This is a genomic window from Lacrimispora xylanolytica (assembly GCF_026723765.1).
In the GTDB taxonomy this organism is placed as follows: Bacteria; Bacillota; Clostridia; order Lachnospirales; family Lachnospiraceae; genus Lacrimispora; species Lacrimispora xylanolytica.
Genome location: NZ_CP113524.1, coordinates 3,475,898 through 3,493,858, shown reverse-complemented (window position 1 = coordinate 3,493,858; position 17,961 = coordinate 3,475,898). Strand labels below are relative to the sequence as shown.

General features: G+C 42.7%; 17 protein-coding genes. All 17 read left to right on the top strand.

Going from position 1 to position 17,961, the window contains the following annotated elements; genetic code table 11:
* The first annotated feature begins 12 nt into the window (after positions 1-12).
* Complete coding sequence (locus OW255_RS16340; RefSeq protein ID WP_268114668.1) at positions 13-438, top strand: nucleotidyltransferase family protein; 426 nt, start codon at positions 13-15, stop codon at positions 436-438.
* A complete protein-coding gene (locus tag OW255_RS16335; protein WP_268114667.1) occupies positions 410-634 on the top strand; it encodes a DUF6718 family protein in 225 nt (74 codons plus the stop codon). The genes OW255_RS16340 and OW255_RS16335 overlap by 29 nt, the downstream gene beginning before the upstream one ends.
* 339 nt (positions 635-973) lie before the next feature.
* Positions 974-3,106 carry a methyl-accepting chemotaxis protein gene (locus OW255_RS16330; RefSeq protein ID WP_024838718.1) on the top strand — a complete coding sequence of 711 codons (2,133 nt, stop codon included), beginning with the start codon at positions 974-976 and terminating at the stop codon, positions 3,104-3,106.
* An 83-nt stretch (positions 3,107-3,189) separates the two neighbouring features.
* The gene (locus OW255_RS16325; RefSeq protein WP_268114666.1) at positions 3,190-3,849 is read left to right on the top strand and encodes a pentapeptide repeat-containing protein; all 660 of its coding nucleotides are present in this window, start codon (positions 3,190-3,192) and stop codon (positions 3,847-3,849) included.
* Between the two features lie 218 nt (positions 3,850-4,067).
* Positions 4,068-4,364 carry a CD3324 family protein gene (locus OW255_RS16320; RefSeq protein ID WP_024838716.1) on the top strand — a complete coding sequence of 99 codons (297 nt, stop codon included), beginning with the start codon at positions 4,068-4,070 and terminating at the stop codon, positions 4,362-4,364.
* 159 nt (positions 4,365-4,523) lie between these two features.
* Positions 4,524-5,132, top strand: a complete 609-nt coding sequence (locus OW255_RS16315) for a DUF1062 domain-containing protein (protein ID WP_268114665.1) — start codon at positions 4,524-4,526, stop codon at positions 5,130-5,132.
* A gap of 135 nt (positions 5,133-5,267) precedes the next feature.
* Positions 5,268-6,206 carry a M14 family metallopeptidase gene (locus OW255_RS16310; RefSeq protein ID WP_024838714.1) on the top strand — a complete coding sequence of 313 codons (939 nt, stop codon included), beginning with the start codon at positions 5,268-5,270 and terminating at the stop codon, positions 6,204-6,206.
* Positions 6,203-7,138, top strand: a complete 936-nt coding sequence (locus OW255_RS16305; protein ID WP_024838713.1) for a M14 family metallopeptidase — start codon at positions 6,203-6,205, stop codon at positions 7,136-7,138. The genes OW255_RS16310 and OW255_RS16305 overlap by 4 nt, the downstream gene beginning before the upstream one ends.
* A 90-nt stretch (positions 7,139-7,228) precedes the next feature.
* Complete coding sequence (locus OW255_RS16300) at positions 7,229-7,768, top strand: DUF3877 family protein (protein ID WP_035318576.1); 540 nt, start codon at positions 7,229-7,231, stop codon at positions 7,766-7,768.
* 24 nt (positions 7,769-7,792) lie between these two features.
* On the top strand, positions 7,793-8,347 hold the full coding sequence (locus tag OW255_RS16295; protein ID WP_024838711.1) for a C40 family peptidase: 555 nt from the start codon (positions 7,793-7,795) through the stop codon (positions 8,345-8,347).
* Positions 8,348-8,514: 167 nt separating this feature from the next.
* On the top strand, positions 8,515-10,284 hold the full coding sequence (locus OW255_RS16290; RefSeq protein ID WP_268114664.1) for a sensor histidine kinase: 1,770 nt from the start codon (positions 8,515-8,517) through the stop codon (positions 10,282-10,284).
* Positions 10,285-10,298: 14 nt separating this feature from the next.
* Positions 10,299-11,888 carry a response regulator transcription factor gene (locus OW255_RS16285; protein ID WP_024838709.1) on the top strand — a complete coding sequence of 530 codons (1,590 nt, stop codon included), beginning with the start codon at positions 10,299-10,301 and terminating at the stop codon, positions 11,886-11,888.
* Between the two features lie 139 nt (positions 11,889-12,027).
* Entirely contained in the window at positions 12,028-13,713 is a 1,686-nt protein-coding gene (locus tag OW255_RS16280; protein ID WP_024838708.1) for an extracellular solute-binding protein, read from the top strand.
* Between the two features lie 71 nt (positions 13,714-13,784).
* Positions 13,785-14,720 (top strand): ABC transporter permease, encoded by a 936-nt coding sequence (locus tag OW255_RS16275; protein ID WP_268114662.1) that lies wholly within the window; start codon positions 13,785-13,787, stop codon positions 14,718-14,720.
* 14 nt (positions 14,721-14,734) lie between these two features.
* Positions 14,735-15,634: a carbohydrate ABC transporter permease gene (locus tag OW255_RS16270; RefSeq protein ID WP_268116621.1), complete on the top strand. Its 900-nt coding sequence runs from the start codon at positions 14,735-14,737 to the stop codon at positions 15,632-15,634.
* Between the two features lie 12 nt (positions 15,635-15,646).
* Complete coding sequence (locus tag OW255_RS16265) at positions 15,647-16,774, top strand: glycosyl hydrolase family 8 (protein WP_024838705.1); 1,128 nt, start codon at positions 15,647-15,649, stop codon at positions 16,772-16,774.
* 181 nt (positions 16,775-16,955) lie between these two features.
* Positions 16,956-17,960 (top strand): stage III sporulation protein AA, encoded by a 1,005-nt coding sequence (spoIIIAA, locus tag OW255_RS16260; RefSeq protein ID WP_268116620.1) that lies wholly within the window; start codon positions 16,956-16,958, stop codon positions 17,958-17,960.
* Position 17,961: the final 1 nt, after the last annotated feature.

The window sequence follows — 17,961 nt, the reverse complement described above, 5'->3', positions numbered from 1 at the left end:
AGGGGGACTATTTTGTTAAATGAATTGGAGAAAAACGGATTATCTATAAATATTCTAAATGAAATTTCTTACAAAAGTTCTTTCGGTAAAAATTTAAAAAATAGTCTTAGAAAATTCAGTAAAGAAGAATTATTTGATGAAGTCAGAACTATGATTCGTTATTATACCGAGATAGAGACATTGGACGAAGTGGACCTGGATTATAGAATTAAAAGCTTGGATTCTTGCTTACGAAAGTATGATAAATATTATCCTGAAATGCAGGTGGAAAAGGTATTTAATGATATATTAGGCTTTAGAATGCTAGTAGATGATTATAACACTCTTATAAACAGTAATACTCCAGAGGGGGTAAGAATGGTATGTGGTAGAATATTAAATGAACATGATTTTGAGGAGGTGTTAAAGCATGTGCTATCTAGTAGCAAAGAAATTTGAAGAAAATGGTTGTATTGCAGTGAAAACCAGGCACGGAAAAGCACTGGCTGACTTCGCTGAAAATCTTCAACAGCAAATCGGACATAATGGCATACAACTAGTGACAATCAGTCGCCCTAGCGCATATGGCGAATACGAACCTTATGAAATTATAGGAAGTAAAGAAGAATTTCAGGAACGAGTTCTTAAAATGTAAACTTATTAATTATAGAAAGCTATACAGAAATGTATTTAATTAATACTCTGTACACCTTTTGTATTTAAAACCGTTTTTACACTTAGGTATGTTTAAGTAAGCACAAAAAAATAATCAAAGATACTGGCGAGCAGAACTTTCTAAAAAAGAGAGTCCTGCTCATTTTTTATGAGTTAGCTTTCCCACTCCCGTAACAACTCAATTCCCCCTAGAATATCCTAAAGTAATATGAATACAGGCCTTTTCGCGTCCAAAATCAATGGAACGTCTGCATAGCCTGAACAAACTGGTCAAGCACAATGCAAATATCCCTTATCTGGGATTCAAAGGGGAAGGAATATGGGAAAGAAATTAAATCTGTCACGAAAGCTGTCTTTCATTCTGGGAATCATTCTACTGGCCGTTTTTGTACTTCTAATTACCATGACAGCTGTGTTATCCCGAAGAGCCATATCTCAAACCGTAATGGGAGAATTGAACACCAAAGCAAAGATGAACGGCATTCAGATCCAGCAGATTTTTGATGAAGCCGACAAGGCAGCAGGAAATGTAAAGCAGTACATGGAAAGATCCTATGAGTCTGCAGAAGAAACACCAATGCAGGCGGTCATTCCTACTGGACCAGATACCTACGTCAAACAGTTGGAAAGCCAGTTCTATCATAAGACCCTTACCCCAATCGCAAGGGACGCAGAAAGATACTTAAGTGAATCCCTTAGAAACACAGTAGCAGGCAATCCAGATATAGAAAGCATGATTGTTCTGTTTGAGCCCTATCAGTTTCAGCCCAATCTAAGAGACTACGGAATCTATGCAGGCAAGAAAAGCCAATCCGGCGAGCCGGAAGCATATGGAGAATACGACCAGTACTCCACTCAGGAATACTATCACACTCCAGCCATATACGGTATCCCTCATGTAACAGAACCTATGAAAGAAGCTGGTAATACTGTGGTTGCCTATGGTGTACCCTTTTTTTATAAGAACCGGCTAAAAGGCGTCAGTGTAGCAGAAATCAACCTGGAGAATTTTAAAAAGGTAGATGCAGCCACGGACAGATACCCTTCCATGTACGCTTCCATCTTCGACAGCAATCAAAAGATCGTGTACCACAGCCAGGACGCCGCAAACATGGGAAAAAGCCTTCAGGAATTTATTCCTTTAGAAGATGATTATGCAAAGGTCCAGTCCATGCTGAGAAATGGAAATGCCTTTCAGTTGAAAACGGTAAGGCAGGATGGAACCCAAGTCATGCGTTTCTTCTACCCCATTCATGCAGGTAATGATACCTGGTGGTCTCTTTCCACCATAACCGTAAAGGATATGAACCAGTCGGTCAATGAAACGGTGCTGTTTCTAAGCCTTGTATGTGCCGCAGCTCTTGTAATGCTTCTCATCGTATTTCCCATGGTATTAAGACGTCTCCTAAATCCACTAAAAACAGTTGTGGACGCTGCAACGGGAATATCTGTGGGGAATTTTGAAATAGAAGTTACCTACCGCTCCGGTGATGAAATAGGAGCATTGGCAGAGACCTTTGATACAATGTCCCATCACTTAAAACTCATGCTATCCGATATCCAGTACCTTTTAGGAGAAATGGCAGACGGCAATTTCAATCAGGATACCCAGGCAGAAGAAAGCTACCAGGGAGAATTTAGGGAGATTCTTTTATCCATCCGTAAATTAAACAGCACCTTAACCCATTCCTTAAAAGAGATGAACCGTTCCTCTATGCAGCTTTTTGCAAGTGCAGAGCAGGTATCAGCCGGTGCCCAGGCCCTGGCTCAGGGGGCAGCGGAACAGGCCGCTTCCATGGAAGAGCAGGCGGCTGGAATTGGCGAAATATCCCTTCAGTCAGAAGAGAATGCCTTAAATGCAAAGGAAGCGGCTCAAAGAGTCTCAGACACCGGACATCAAATCATGAAAGGAAGCGAGCAGATGGAGGAAATGTTAAAGGCCATGGCAGAAATCAAAGTAAGCTCTAGAGAAATAAAAAAAATCATAAAGACCATTGAAGACATAGCATATCAGACAAAGATTCTGTCTCTCAATGCAGCCGTAGAGGCGACCCATGCGGGAGAGTTTGGAAAAGGCTTTGGAGTGGTAGCCGGAGAGGTACAGAGTCTGGCACTTAAAGCCTCGGAAGCCTCAAAAAGTACTGCCATTTTAATCGAAAATTCCCTGAGCGCAGTGGAAAAAGGAAGCACGATTGCAGATAGGGAAGCCAAAATCCTGGCAGAAGCGGTAAAAGGGGCAGAAGAGGTAGAACGATTTGTTAATAAAATAACAAAAGCGACGGCAGAGCAGGCAGATGCCATTCATCAGATTACCCAGGGCATGGAGGAGATATCCAGTGTGGTGCAGACCAATTCCGCAGCGGCTGAGGAATTTTCGTCATCCAGTGAAGAACTATCCCAGCTGGCAGGAAATCTGCAAGAAGAAGTGGATAAATTTCATTTTCATGAATAAAAAGATTACGACCAAAGGGTTGTCCCCCTCCCCTCATTATGGCATAATAAAAGCAGGAAAACAGGGAAGGAGAACCATAATCCATGGCCCAGAAATTACTTGCGCCCATTTTAAATGGAGAAATGGAATGGGTGTATGAAGAGGCTGACCAGCTTTTTCTTCAAAAAGAGGAGGAAGAAGCGGTCAGACACACGCTCATTAAAAATATTCATATGACAGGGGAAGAGCTTTCTCATATGCGCTTTTACTCCGTTATATTTGAAAATTGCAGCTTTCAGGACTGCAGTTTTTTGCGGGGAGAATTTAACGATGTGGTCTTTCGCTCCTGTGATGTTTCAAACAGTGTATTTACAGACAGCTATTTTAACCGGACGGAGCTGAGTCACTGCAAAGGAATGGGGGCCATATTTGGGGGGAGCACCATTCTTCACATGAAAGTTACAAACTGTAACCTTGATTATGCAAATTTTGATTCCTCTAAGCTGGAGCATGTCCACTTTTTGGAAAGCCAGCTGCGGGGCAGCTTTTTGACCCAGTGCCATTTTAAGGATGTCATCTGGAATGGGGCGGACTTAGAGAGAGCCAGCTTTTTTAAAACCCTGCTAAGAGGAACCGACTTTACCACCAGCAATATTAAAGGTTTGATTCTTTCTGATGATGCCAAGGAGATAAGTGGAGCTGTTGTTGATTTATATCAGGCAGCAGAGCTTTCCAGATATCTTGGAGTTACCATTAAGAGCTAAAATCCTGCCCCAAACTTAGTTCTGCCTCAAATTTGAGGTGTTCATCTATCCCCTCCTATGGTACAATGGAACCAATCAATGCCCATAGATACAAAAAAGAGGAGGCGATTATTCTATGATGGAACCCAAGAAGACTGCATAGCACAGGTTATGCAGTGAATTGAGTAATTGTATAGCCTTTGCTATTCCGGACAGAAAAATATGTTTGGGAGGCAGCGATGCGCTATCAGAAAGCAAGTGAGATCATGCCAGAGGAACTGGTGGAAATGATCCAGAAGTATATAGACGGGGAATATATTTATATTCCAAGAAAACAGGAAAACAAAAGGACCTGGGGAGAGGGAACCGGTGCCAGAGAAGAGAGATGCCGGCGTGATCGTTCAATCTTTCGGGATTACGCATCCGGCACCTGCGTCAGTGTCCTTGCAGAACGATATTACCTATCGGAGAAAAGCATTCAGAGAATCGTGCTGCAGGAAAGAAGAAATATGGAAAAGGCAAAGCATCAAAGATGAGATGGTGCTCTGCCTTTTTTTTGTGCAATCGATTAGGACATAAGCCCCAATTTATAAAAACAATACTCTCCATTTTACTCCAGAAACGAGTATGAGGTGGGAGCAGGAGGACAGCCATGGTAGAGTAATCCGTAAATGATACGCTGATTGGAGGAGCTTATGAATCAGAATTTACGGAACCAGTGGACTATTGTGCCGAAAGAGCTGCCGTCCATCTTAAAAAACTGTTCCAGGTGCAAAGAAAAAAAGGAATTTAAAAACAGCGGTAGATTCCGGGTCAATGCCAATGGAAGTCATCTTGATATTTGGCTGATCTTCCGTTGTGAATGCTGCGATACCACCTATAATCTGACGGTACTGGAGCGGATAGAAGCAGGGCGGGTGAATAAGGAAGAATACAAAGGATTTTTAAGGAATTCCAAAGAACTGGCAGTGAAATATGGCAATGACAAAGAGATTTTTACGAAGAATAAAGCTGAAATGTCACAGAACTGCATCGAATACCAGGTAATCCATAAGGAGATGGAATGCACCTGCAACATAGAGGGGATCATGGAAGTGGAATTACGGATACCTGCCGGATTCGATTTGAGATTGGATGCCCTGCTGGTCCGGCAGTTTTCCATTTCCAGAAGCCATGCAAAGAGATGGTGTGAAAATGGATATGTCCGATCCAATGGAAAACCCCTGTCCCATAAAAGCAAAGTCAGAGACTTCATGGTGCTTCAGATTCTTCTAGAGGACCAGGCTTCATTGACAAATACTTAAAAAAACGGTATATTATTTCTTAGGCAGCGGCGCCACTTTGGGCATACGTTGCCTTTTTTTAGAAGGTACATCACCCGCATTTTAAGGGAGATGATTGCTGTTTATGAGAATATAGAAATGTTAGGGTGTGGATGAATGATAGAAAAGGTAGTGTCCGTAGGGCTTCCTGTAGGAGAGAACTGGAATATATATAAAAACAGAATCGCGCCGGACAAGCTTTCAGGAGATGAGAAGCGGTTAAGCGTTGTCACCGGAGTTCATGGTGATGAGCTGGAAGGGCAGTTTGTCTGCTATGAACTAAACCGGCTTCTTGGGGAAAAGAAAGAGCATTTAAAAGGAATTGTAGATATTTATCCAGCCCTCAATCCTCTTGGGGTAGATTCCGTTACCAGGGGAGTGCCGGGCTTTGATATTGATATGAACCGTATTTTTCCAGGAGATGAGGAAGGTGCTGTGACAGAGCATATCGCTTCCCGGATCATGGCAGATATAGAAGGCTCTGATTTCTGTGTGGACCTTCATGCAAGCAATATATTCTTAAGAGAGATTCCTCAGATAAGAATGAGCGGAAGCCGGGCAGAGGCTTTGCTTTCCTATGCAAAAAAGATGAACGTGGACCTTGTGTGGATTCATGAAAGTGCTCCGGTGCTGGAGTCCACTCTTTCCCATGGCTTAAACAGCATCGGTGTTCCTACCTTTGTGGTAGAGATGGGAGTTGGAATGCGGATCACCAGAAGCTACGGGCATCAAATTACGGAGGGCATCTTCTGTCTGATGAAGGAGCTTGGCATGTGGACAGGAGATACCATTATTCCAAAGGAACCTATGATATCCTTAAACAGAAAGCTTGGTCTGGTCCATGCAGAAAAGGCTGGAATCTTCATGCCTTTTGTAGAGCATCTGGGAGTGGTAAAAGAAGGCCAGCCAATGGGCCAGATCTTAAATCCTTTGGACGGAACGATCATGGAGGAAGTGGTATCCCCTATCTCCGGTCTTGTTTTCACCTTAAGAGAATACCCGGTGGTTTCCACCGGTTCCCTGCTGGCCAGGGTGTTAGGAGGGGAAGAGGAATGAGAAAAGAAGCCATTTTTACGGTGAGCAACCTCTACCGGGATCATATGGACATCTACGGCTATCACTTTGGAAAGGGAGACAAGTCCGTCTGTATCATGGGAGCATGCCGGGGGAATGAAGTTCAGCAGCTCTATATATGCTCCCAGCTCATCCGCCAGCTAAAAGAACTGGAGGAGCGAGGCGCCATTGTTAAGGGCAACGAGATCGTGGTAATCCCCACCATAAATACAGCGTCCATGAATGTAGGAAAAAGATTCTGGCCCACCGATGATTCCGACATCAACCGTATGTTCCCAGGAGAGATGAAAGGGGAAACTACAAAGCGGATTGCAGCAGGAGTTTTTGAGGCGGTGAAAGAATACAGCTATGGCATTCAGTTTACCAGCTTTTATATGCCGGGAGATTTTATTCCCCATGTAAGAATGATGGACACAGGGGTACAAAATCCAAGCCTTGCCAATTTGTTTGGCTTACCCTATGTGCTCATACGGGAAGCAAAGCCAATTGATAAGGTGACCCTTAATTATAACTGGCAGATAAATGGGACCAATGCATTCTCTGTTTACACAAGCAGTACAGATCAGATTGACGAAGAATCAGCAAAGCTTGCAGCGGCATCTGTACTCCGCTTCTTAACAAGAATGGGGATGATCCGTTATCCAGGCCACAGCGGTTACATTGCCACGGTACTTCATGAGAACGATCTGGCAAGTGTAAGGACAGATCAGGCTGGTATTTACCGTCCCTGCTTTCAACCGGGACAGGAGGTAAGACGGGGAGATGTCCTTGCAGAGATTCTCGATCCTTTTGAAGGAGAGGTCATCAGCCATATTTTAGCTCCCGCAGAAGGAATCGTCTTTTTTGCCCATTCCCAGCCCTTAGTCATGGAAGGTGCCATTATTTATAAAATCATCCGAAGGCTCCACCTATAGCAGAACGGACTTGACTGGTATGGTAATAATTGACTATAATAGGAGTAGATGCTGCCTAAAAAGGACAGGCACCAGGTTGGGAGAAGAGACATGCAGTATGCTTTTTTAGAACAGATGCTCATTAATTCAATCAAGGAAGTTCAGATTAAATTAGGATACGAAAGAGAAGCCATTCGGTTTTATTATCCGGAAAAGGCTCTCATAAGAGCAGTAAAGATAGATGGAGAATCAAAAGAAGAGATAAAGGCCTTTATGGAAGGCTTTAAGGAATATACAAAGGACAGGCTTCAAAGCGTAAGGATTACAAAAAGCCAGGAACGGTTTTGTTTTGAGATATCTCCCGAAGGCGTGGAATACGTATATCGGAATGTGGAGGATAACGGATTTTTAAGAGAATTTATTAAGGCGGTGGAAAAGCCGGGTACCACACTGGATGATATCCTAAGCGTATTTGGAAACTATTCCAAGGGTAGAATCATCTGCAAATCATCAGACCAGGAGGAGTGCGATTATATTATATTTTTTGAAGACGCATCCTTTGATTATTACAGGTATTATTTAAAGTTTCATGAAAATCATGTAACATACCACCGCTTTCTTCTGGAAGAAGCCGTGGAGATGGGATTATAAAACACATCAGACAGGGAGAGATATATGCGAAAGAAATTATTGGTCAAAGCATTCATATTAAGTCTTTTTATGATCTCTGCAGGAAGCGTTCCGGCAAAGGCTGATACGTTAAAGACTCAGAACATTACCATAGTACCGCCTATGCCGTTTGAGGCTTTGGCAGGTCCCACAGGCCCATCTGGCAGCAGTAAAGGACCAGGTATTGGTATGCCGTCAGGCCTTGTTTCAGGAAAGGGACAGGAGGTAGCCGCCTACGCCAGACAGTTTCTTGGGAATCCTTATGTGTATGGAGGGACAAGCCTGACGGAAGGAGCGGACTGCTCCGGGTTTGTACTGAGTGTCTATAAGCAGTTTGGAGTCAACCTGCCCAGAACCTCAGGGGAGCAGGGAAAAGCAGGAATTGAGGTAAATGGAATAGAAAATGCAAAACCAGGTGATCTGATTTCGTACATAGGCCATATCGGAATTTATGGAGGAGACTATAAGCTCATCCATGCAAGCGGACCTGAGGATGGCATTAAAGTATCCAATGTAGATTTTATGCCCATCCAGTCCATAAGAAGAATTTTAAGCGAATAAAAGAGAGCGCAGCAGGTTTTATGTCAGGAGCCTGATGCGCTTTTTATATCTTTCCCCGGATATCAAAAGTTTATCGGGCATATATATATAGTTTGTCAGGAGGATATTAAGTGTTTGTCCCGTATAATGAGTATAAACAAAGGGACAAAATATAACAGGGGGTAACCATGGGGCGGTTATGGAAAAGTATTAGGAGCAGATTAGATGATTACCAATTAAAGAAAAAGTTGAAATTTCTTTATGTGTATTGCGTGTTACTTCCTCTCATCATTACGGACAGTGCGATTATCTACATATTCATAGCATCGGAACATGCTTCCATGCAAAAAGGGATGGAAGGCATAGCAAGCGCAGTCAAATATAACTTCTTCTATGACGTGGAAGAGGCAGCAGGCACCACCAAAAAAATCTATATGAACAAGTACGTCAATCAATTCCTGGATAAGCAGTTTGAATCAGGACTTGATTATTACTTGGGCTATCAGGCATTTATGAAGGATTCCCTGTTTGAAAGCAGCATCGGTACTACGGCATCTAAAATCACCATGTATGCGGACAACCCCACCATCATTAGCGGAGGGGAATTTAGAAGATTGTCCACGGTTAAGAATCAGGAATGGTATCGGAAGCTAAGCGCCTCGGACCAGGATGGAATCCTATGTATTTATTACGATGACAGCAACATTCCCTTGGTAGATACCAGGAGAAGAATTTCATTTATAAGAAGACTTAATTTTTATCGAAGGGATGGCTGCGAAAAGATTGTCAAAATGGATCTGGATTACAGCGGCATGGCACAAAGCTTTGTAAAGATGAATTATGATGCACCGGTCTATGTTTGCTGGAATGATAAGATCATACTGTCAAATCAGGGGCATTTCGGTCAATGGAATGAGTTCGATACCTTTGACTTACAAAAGCAGGTTGGCTATGAAACCACCTTCACATCCTATGGGACAGAACTTAAAGTCTATGTATTAAAGCCAAAGATACAGACAATAAACCAGATTATGAACAACATGCCTCTCATTGCATTGCTTATATGCATTAACACCATTTTGCCGTGGGTCTTTACGAAAATGATCAGTCAGTCCTTTACGGAACGGTTAAAGGAACTGAGCGAGGCCTTTAAACGGATTGACGATGAAAAGCTGATGGAAATAAAGAATGCAAGAGGAGAGGATGAAATCGGAATTGTTATGCGCAATTACAATCGGATGGTGACCACCATTAACGACTTGATTCAAACGGTTTATATCGACCGTTTACGAGAGCAGGAGATGGATATTGAGAGACAGAATGCAGAGCTTTTAGCCCTTCACAGTCAGATCAATCCTCATTTTCTCTTTAATGCACTGGAAAGCATTCGTATGCACAGCCTTTTAAAAAATGAAAAAGAAACAGCCTGCATGGTAGAAAAACTTGCCATGATGGAGCGGCAGAATTTCGATTGGGGAACGGATTTCATCACCGTAAAGGAAGAGATTTCATTTGTAGAGGCTTATTTACAGCTGCAGAAATACCGGTTTGGGGACCGGCTTTCTTATAAGCTGGAGATTATGGAGGAATGCCTGAATTACCGGGTTCCAAAGCTTACTATCGTCACCTTTGCAGAAAATGCATGTGTTCACGGGATAGAAAGCAAAACCACAGAAGGCTGGATTTTTGTCCGCATTTATTTAAAAGATGAGCTGTTTTATATGGAAATTGAGGATACAGGAGAAGGAATCGAGGAGACATTTTTAAACGAGCTGAAATACAAGATGGAACATGCCAGCATTGACAAATTAAAGGATAAAAAAGGGGTCGGCATCTTAAATGCCTGTCTGCGCCTTAAGATGGCCACGGACAATCAGGTATCCTTTGATGTGGAAAGCGAAGCTGGAATTTCCACCATGGTAACTATAAAAATACCGGTATCAAATCTAACGAAATAATGGGGGGAGTAGTTATGTTTCGTGTTTTATTAGTAGATGATGAGCCATTTATCGTACAGGGATTAAAGGTTTTAATCGATTGGGAAGAAGAAGGTTATGAGATCGTAAAGACAGCTGCTAATGGAATGGAGGCTTTAAGCTACCTAAAGGAACAACAGGTAGATTTAATCGTAGCAGACATTAAGATGCCTGTGATGTCAGGACTGGAGCTATTAGAGGTCATAAGAAAAGAGAAAATCTCAGACGCTTATTTTATTATTTTAAGTGGCTTCAGTGATTTTAACTTTGCCCAGCAGGCAATCCGCAATGACTGCTTTGACTACATACTAAAGCCAGTGGTTAAGGAAGAGCTGCTTCGCGTCCTGCATCGGTTAAATTATCAGAGCCAGGGAAGTAAGACACAAAAACAGAACACTCAGAAGATGGAAAAGGCGTATCTTGCAAGGAACATGATTTCTCTCATCTTTGGAAAATACGATCAGATCAATCTGGATTACATCAGGGAGCATATGAGGTGGTCAGAAGGCATCAGTTACGTTGATATCGAAATAGACAACATCGGTCAGATGGAAGAATTAATGGACGAGGAAAAAAGGAACCAGCAAAGAAAGCTTTACGCTGCGTGCCTGGAGTTTTTAAAAGAGGATGGAAATCACTGTATTTTTGATGTGACCAGCCATGAAAAAAGCTATGATATCGGATTTATCTACTGCGATTATATGGCAAAAGAAAAGAAGCAGACGCAAAAAGAATATTTGGAAGCGTTCCGGGACTATTTATACGAGGCAATGAATCTTCCTGTGGTTATGCTGGTAGGAAAAAAGGTGGGGGATATTTCTAAAATATCAAATTCCTATGGGGCCGCAAGGATTCTCCGCTCCTTTCAGGCATTCCGGAAAAAGCGGCGCATCTATTTTTATGAAAAAGAGGTACAGGTCAATAACAATGGCATTGTATTATGCAAACAATATCTGGACGACTTACTCCTTGCTGTGGAACAGAATGCAAAGGGAAGAATCGGGGAATGCGTAGAAAAGCTGTTTGAAGAGATGAACCATATGAGGTTTACCATGGATACGGTCAATTTAAACATCAATTATCTCCTGTTTCAACTGATTCACCTGGCCTCCGAACAGGACAGCTATGTCAATCAGGAGGAAATCATGCGGTTCATCAGTGAGAATTCCTTTGAGGGAGAGATGCTAAGAGGAGGCAAAGAGCATTTGACCCGGCTATCCTGTGAATATGCAGCCTATTTGGAACAGCTGCGAAAACACCTGTCAAAAGATATCCTCTATGAAGTAGAGAAAGACATCCGGAAAAATTATGGAAAAAATCTGACCTTACGGGAATACAGCAACAAATACTACTTAAACAGCGCTTACTTAGGACAGCTGTTCCGGAAAAAATACGGCATGTCCTTTAAGGATTACTTAAACAACTGCCGCATTGAGCAGGCGGCGGTCCGGCTCCTTAGGACCGATGATAAAATCTATCAGATCGCGGAGGAAGTGGGGTATCACGACCTGGATTACTTTGTGAACCGGTTTATCTCCGTAAAGGGTTGTACCCCGTCAAAGTTTAGAAAAGGGGCCAGACATTAGAACGAAACAGGGCGAATCATGTATATCACATATATAATTTGCCCTGTTTTCTTATATGCTTTCTCCAGTTGAGAAAACGGGACTTTCAAGTAAACTATTAGTATAAAACAAATATAAAACAAAAAGGGAGGAAAAAGCTTTGAAAAGGAAACAGATTACAGCTCTGCTTTTAGTTGGTGCCGTGTTAATGACAACTCTTTCGGGGTGCTCGAAGGGAGCGTCATCAAAAGGCGGGAATGCAGCAAAGGATAATGGGGGAGTAAAGGAGTTTACGTATTTCATTGCAGTACCCGGCAATGAGATCAATGATGATAATGAGATTCAGCAAAAGATTGCTGAAATTACAGGAGTTAAGGTAAAAGAAACATGGCTGACCGGACAGACTGCTAAGGAAGCGGTTGGTACCTTAATCGCAGGAGGAGATTATCCTGATTTTATCTGCGGAAGTGAAGGAACCAGCCAGCTCTATGAAGCAGGAGCCTTGGTAGCCCTTGATGATTACATAGACAAATATCCAAATATAAAGAATTTTTTCACCAAAACAGAATGGGAAAGCCTGCGTCAGGCAGATGGACATATCTATTGGATTCCTCAGTTTAACAACAGCTATGGGAAAGAGATGGAGACAACCCATAACGACGAAGCCTTCTGGATTCAGACCCGCGTACTGAAATGGGCAGGCTATCCAAAGATTACCACCATGGATCAATATTTTGACTTGATTGAGCGTTATCAGGAAGCTAATCCTACCATGCCAAATGGAACTAAGAATATTCCATACACCATCCTGTGTGATGACTGGAGATATTTCTGTCTGGAGAATGCTCCACTGTTCCTGGACGGATATGCCAATGATGGAAGCTGTATCGTAGATCCAGAGACAAAAAAGGTAATTGATTACAATACCACACCAACAGCAAAGATTTATTTTAATAAGCTGAATGAAGAATTTAAAAAGGGAATTGTTGATCCCGAATCCTTCACTCAGAAATACGATGAATACATTGCAAAATTATCCACCGGCCGTGTACTTGGAATGATCGATCAGTGGTGGGACTTCTATGGAACTGTTAATGACGCCTTAAAGCAGCAGGGACTTGAAGATTTGGGATGCAATTACGTTCCACTTCCAATTACCATAAAAGAGGGTGTGAAAAGCAGATGGCATACCTCAGGAGACACTGTAAATGTAGGGTCTGGTATTTCCATCACCAAAGACTGCAAGGATGTAGAAGGAGCAATGAAGTTTATTGATGATTTATTAAACCAGGAAATCATTAATCTTAGAAACTGGGGCGTAAAAGATGTGGATTATTTGGTAGATAAAGATGGTTTATTCTACCGGACTCCTGAAATCCGTATGCAGGTTACTAACACTGCATACAAAGCTTCTCATATGTGTACTTATTCCTATTTCCCTACCTATTCAGGAATGAGCCAGGATAACCTTAATGCAAATAAGCCTGAGCAGCAGCCCAATGAATTTTTAAGCAGTCTGCCAAAGAATGTTCAGGAGTGCTTAGAAGCTTACAATTGCAAAAACTACATAGATATGGTAGGAAGAAATGAGATTCCAGGACCGTGGTATCCAATTTATACCTTTGTGGGCACCATGACAACTGCTACACCAGGTGGAACCGCTTGGACCAAGATGCGTGAAATCAAGCAGGAGTACCTGCCAAAGGTGGTAATGGCTCCTGATTTTGAAGAGGGATGGAAGGAATATATGAAGGTTTATGAATCCTGTAATCCTAAGGCCTTTTTAGATGAAGTACAGCCGGAAGTAGATCGAAGAATCGAACTCGCAGAAAAAGCAGCACAATAAAAGTGTATGAACAGGCAGAGCAATTTGTCCCTAAACTGCATCTGCCTGTTTTTCAGTAAAGGGGTGATACCATGACATCTGTTGTGAAAGGAAGAACTGGAAAAATTAACTGGAAAGAAATAAAAAGACAAAAAGTGCTGTTGTTATGGTCTTTGGTTTTTGTGATCTATGGATTTATATTCTGTTATCTGCCCCTGGCAGGCTGGCTGATGGCATTTGAAAATTACAAGCCAAAGGATGGATTTTTTCATTCCCAGTTCATAGGACTTGGTAAGTTTAAACAGCTGTTTATAGACGATGGATTTCTTCGTGTAATTAGAAATACTCTGGCAATGGGAGTGATTAACCTGGTTGTAACCTTTGTTGCAGCCATTGTATTTGCAATCCTATTAAATGAGTTAAAATCCCAGGGTGGAAAAAAAGTAGTTCAGACCATATCTTATCTGCCCCACTTTTTATCCTGGATTATTGTTACTGGTATCCTGCATGACGCTCTTGCCGGAACAGGAATTGTAAATGATATTCTATTACGCTTACATGTATTAAAGGAGCCTCTTAACTTTTTCGCACACCCAAAGTATTTCTGGGGGATTGTGGCCTTTGCCAATGTGTGGAAGGAAACAGGCTGGAATGCCATTATCTATTTGGCCGCGATTGTTGCCATTGACACAAATCTTTATGAGGCGGCCGCCATTGACGGAGCCGGAAGATGGGCAAGAATTAAGTACATTACACTGCCCGGAATCAAGCCAACCATTATCATTCTCCTTTTGATGAATGCAGGAAATGTTTTAAATGCCGGCTTTGAGGTACAGTATCTTTTAGGAAACGGGCTTGTACAAAGCGTCTCCCAGACCATAGATATCTATGTTCTGAAATGGGGCATCAGCCAGGGCGATTATTCCTTGGGTACAGCGGCAGGAGTATTCAAAAGCGTTGTTAGTATTGTCATCATATTAATAGCGAATGGGATGGCCAAACGAGCTGGAGAAGAGCGCTTATTCTAAGGAGGTCAGGCATGATGAAAAAAGCAGCAACACGTAAAAAAACATCAGTAGGCGATAAAGTTTTTGTTTTCTTAAATGGGGTTTTTATGATTTTATTCGTAATCATAACCCTTTATCCGGTTTGGAATACCTTGGTCATAGCCTTTAATAATGGAACCGATTCCTTGCGAGGTGGATTGTATTTATGGCCCAGGATGTGGACTCTTAAGAATTTTAACACCGTATTACATAAGAAGAATTTGCTGGTAGGTGCCTATGTCACTGTAGGAAGAACCGTAATAGGAACTCTTACGGCACTGGGGGCCAATGCTATCCTCGCTTATATCGTAAGCCGGAAGCGTTTTATCTTAAAAAAACAGCTATCCTTGTTCTGGGTGATTACCATGTATGTAAACGGAGGTTTGATACCCACCTTTCTTTTATACAAAGGACTTGGTCTTACCAACAACTTTCTGGTATATATTATTCCAGGAATGATAAGTGCCTTTTATATGCTTGTAATCCGTACGTTTATGGTGGGGATACCAGACAGCTTTGAGGAATCTGCCCAATTAGATGGAGCTGGAGATATGATTATATTTACAAAAATCATTTCTCCGCTATGCAAACCGGTCTATGCCACAGTCGCATTATTTTGTGCCGTGGGGCATTGGAATTCCTGGTTTGATGCCATGTTATACAACAGGATGAACTCGAATCTGACTACGTTACAGTACGAGTTAATGAAGCTATTATCCTCGGTGACCAATCAAAGCACTTCAGTAGAATCCATGAAAAATGCGGTGGGAACCGTAACTCCAACATCCGTCCGAGCTGCGGCGACCATACTTACTATGCTTCCCATCGTCTGCCTCTATCCATTCTTACAGAGGTACTTTGTTACTGGCCTTACCATTGGAGGAGTCAAAGAATAAGGAGGTAACAGTATGAGAAGGAAGAGTTATCCAAACGTATTTTTAGAATGCGGCTACGGCGAGGATGAAATCAGAAGAAGAATTGATTCCGCCTTTCAGACCATGTTCTATGGGTCTAAGGGAGAGCGGATCTATCATCCGGCAGGTACTGACATGGGATACGTTGAGGATACGGGGAATCATGATGTACGGACCGAAGGGATGTCTTACGCCATGATGATGTGCGTACAGATGGACCGTAAGGAAGAGTTTGACCGTATATGGAAATGGTCAAAAACTTATATGTATATGGATAAAGGGGAAAATGCCGGGTATTTTGCCTGGTCCTGTAAAACAGACGGGACAAAGAATTCATGGGGACCGGCACCAGATGGGGAAGAATACTTTGCCATGTCACTGTTTTTTGCCTCCCATCGATGGGGAGATGGGGAAGGAATCTTTTGTTATTCCAAAGAGGCAAAGGACATTCTGCGTTCCTGCCTTCATAAAGGAGAAAAAAAGGGCGATGGAAAGCCCATGTGGAATTTAGATAACTATCTGATAAAATTTATCACTGATTGTGATTTTACCGATCCGTCCTATCATCTGCCGCATTTTTATGAATTATTCTCGTTGTGGTCGTATGAGGAAGATCGTAAATTCTGGAAAAAAGCAGCTAAGGAGAGTCGGAAATACTTAAAGAAAGCCTGCCACCCGGCAACCGGTCTCTGTGGGGAGTATGCAGATTACGATGGCACTCCCAGGAACTGGATGCCTGATTCAAAAGACAGACATGACTGGTATTACAGCGATGCTTACCGCACTATCGCTAACATTGGCCTGGACCATCTCTGGTTTTCAACGGATGACTGGGCCCCTGAGATCGCGGATAAGCTTCAGTGCTTTTTTAGTGAGAGGGGGGATGTAAACGGAGTGTATCTCATAGACGGTACGAGGGTAGAGGGAGTAACGTCTCTTCACCCCATTGCGATCATTGCAACCAACGCCCAGGCTTCCCTGGCCTCCAATGGCAAATATAAAAGGGAATGGGTCCACCGTTTTTGGAATACTCCACTTAGAAAGGGCAACCGGAGATATTATGACAATTGCCTGTATTTCTTTGCATTACTGGCGTTAGGGGGGTGTTATAGAGTTTATTAAGGGGGAAGTTTTAAGGGGGAAGTAACAAACTTTGTGATGAATCTGCTATGTGGTAACACCATTTGCAGAGAAGTTAAAATATCGTGAAGAGGTCCTGTCTTTCATGGAAAGATGGGGCCTTTTATTTTTTCAGCATAATTTGTCCCTCTTTACATATATTGAGGTAAGAGGAGGGATGATGGTGGAGAGGAAAGACGAGCTTATTAACATATTTTCCAGGAACATAAGAGAGATTCTTAACCGGGTTTCCGTGGACTTTAACGAGGTTCAGGAGATAAGGCTCCGGGCGGCAGGCCCTCTTTTAATGGTTTACCGCAATGAGGAGTTCTATGTGGCCTACAGCGGAGCTTTAAGCAAGGAGAGGACAGAAGCTTATACTGCCTCTAAAAATGAGCTGAAAGAGACCATGGAATACATGAGCAATCATTCCCTGTACGCCTTTGAAGAAGAGATGAAGCAGGGATTCATAACCATACAGGGCGGCCACAGAATCGGGATCGCAGGAAAGACCATATTAGACGAAACAGGAATCAAGACCATGAAGTACATATCCTTTATCAACGTACGACTGTCTCATCAGGTCAAGGGCTGTGCCCAGCCAGTTCTTCCCTATGTATATGAGGGAGGTAATGATATCTGCCATACTCTTATCATATCCCCTCCAAGGTGCGGGAAGACAACCCTCCTAAGAGATTTGATCCGCCAGATATCCAATGGGTATAAAGATCACCCGGGACTGACGGTGGGAGTGGTCGATGAGCGGTCAGAAATCGGCGCCTGCTTCCAGGGCGTGCCACAAAATGAACTTGGAATCCGAACGGATATTTTAGATTGCTGTCCCAAGGCAAAAGGAATGATGATGCTCATTCGAACCATGTCGCCCAGGGTCATAGCAGTGGATGAAATCGGCAGCAGGGAAGATTTAGAGGCCATGGAATATGTAATGAATTGCGGCTGCAAGCTCATTGCCACAGTACACGGCAGTTCCATTGAAGACATCAGGCAAAAACCGGTTCTACGAAAGCTGGTGGAGGAGAGGACCTTTGAACGGTATATTATCCTGAACAGCCAGGGAAGGATCGGAAACATTGATCAGATCTACGATTCCAGAGGGACCCAGCTTTATAAAGCCCCGGTACAGCCCGTAGGAAAGCTGTGGGACAGGCAGGAGTGGGCATATGGATAGA

What these genes read in the sequence shown, in the direction of transcription:
- OW255_RS16335 (WP_268114667.1), top strand. Translation starts at nt 410, where the DNA reads ATGTGCTATCTAGTAGCAAAGAAATTTGAAGAAAATGGTTGTATTGCA.
- OW255_RS16330 (WP_024838718.1), top strand. Translation starts at nt 974, where the DNA reads ATGGGAAAGAAATTAAATCTGTCACGAAAGCTGTCTTTCATTCTGGGA.
- OW255_RS16325 (WP_268114666.1), top strand. Translation starts at nt 3,190, where the DNA reads ATGGCCCAGAAATTACTTGCGCCCATTTTAAATGGAGAAATGGAATGG.
- OW255_RS16320 (WP_024838716.1), top strand. Translation starts at nt 4,068, where the DNA reads ATGCGCTATCAGAAAGCAAGTGAGATCATGCCAGAGGAACTGGTGGAA.
- OW255_RS16315 (WP_268114665.1), top strand. Translation starts at nt 4,524, where the DNA reads ATGAATCAGAATTTACGGAACCAGTGGACTATTGTGCCGAAAGAGCTG.
- OW255_RS16310 (WP_024838714.1), top strand. Translation starts at nt 5,268, where the DNA reads ATGATAGAAAAGGTAGTGTCCGTAGGGCTTCCTGTAGGAGAGAACTGG.
- OW255_RS16305 (WP_024838713.1), top strand. Translation starts at nt 6,203, where the DNA reads ATGAGAAAAGAAGCCATTTTTACGGTGAGCAACCTCTACCGGGATCAT.
- OW255_RS16300 (WP_035318576.1), top strand. Translation starts at nt 7,229, where the DNA reads ATGCAGTATGCTTTTTTAGAACAGATGCTCATTAATTCAATCAAGGAA.
- OW255_RS16295 (WP_024838711.1), top strand. Translation starts at nt 7,793, where the DNA reads ATGCGAAAGAAATTATTGGTCAAAGCATTCATATTAAGTCTTTTTATG.
- OW255_RS16290 (WP_268114664.1), top strand. Translation starts at nt 8,515, where the DNA reads ATGGGGCGGTTATGGAAAAGTATTAGGAGCAGATTAGATGATTACCAA.
- OW255_RS16285 (WP_024838709.1), top strand. Translation starts at nt 10,299, where the DNA reads ATGTTTCGTGTTTTATTAGTAGATGATGAGCCATTTATCGTACAGGGA.
- OW255_RS16275 (WP_268114662.1), top strand. Translation starts at nt 13,785, where the DNA reads ATGACATCTGTTGTGAAAGGAAGAACTGGAAAAATTAACTGGAAAGAA.
- OW255_RS16270 (WP_268116621.1), top strand. Translation starts at nt 14,735, where the DNA reads ATGAAAAAAGCAGCAACACGTAAAAAAACATCAGTAGGCGATAAAGTT.
- OW255_RS16265 (WP_024838705.1), top strand. Translation starts at nt 15,647, where the DNA reads ATGAGAAGGAAGAGTTATCCAAACGTATTTTTAGAATGCGGCTACGGC.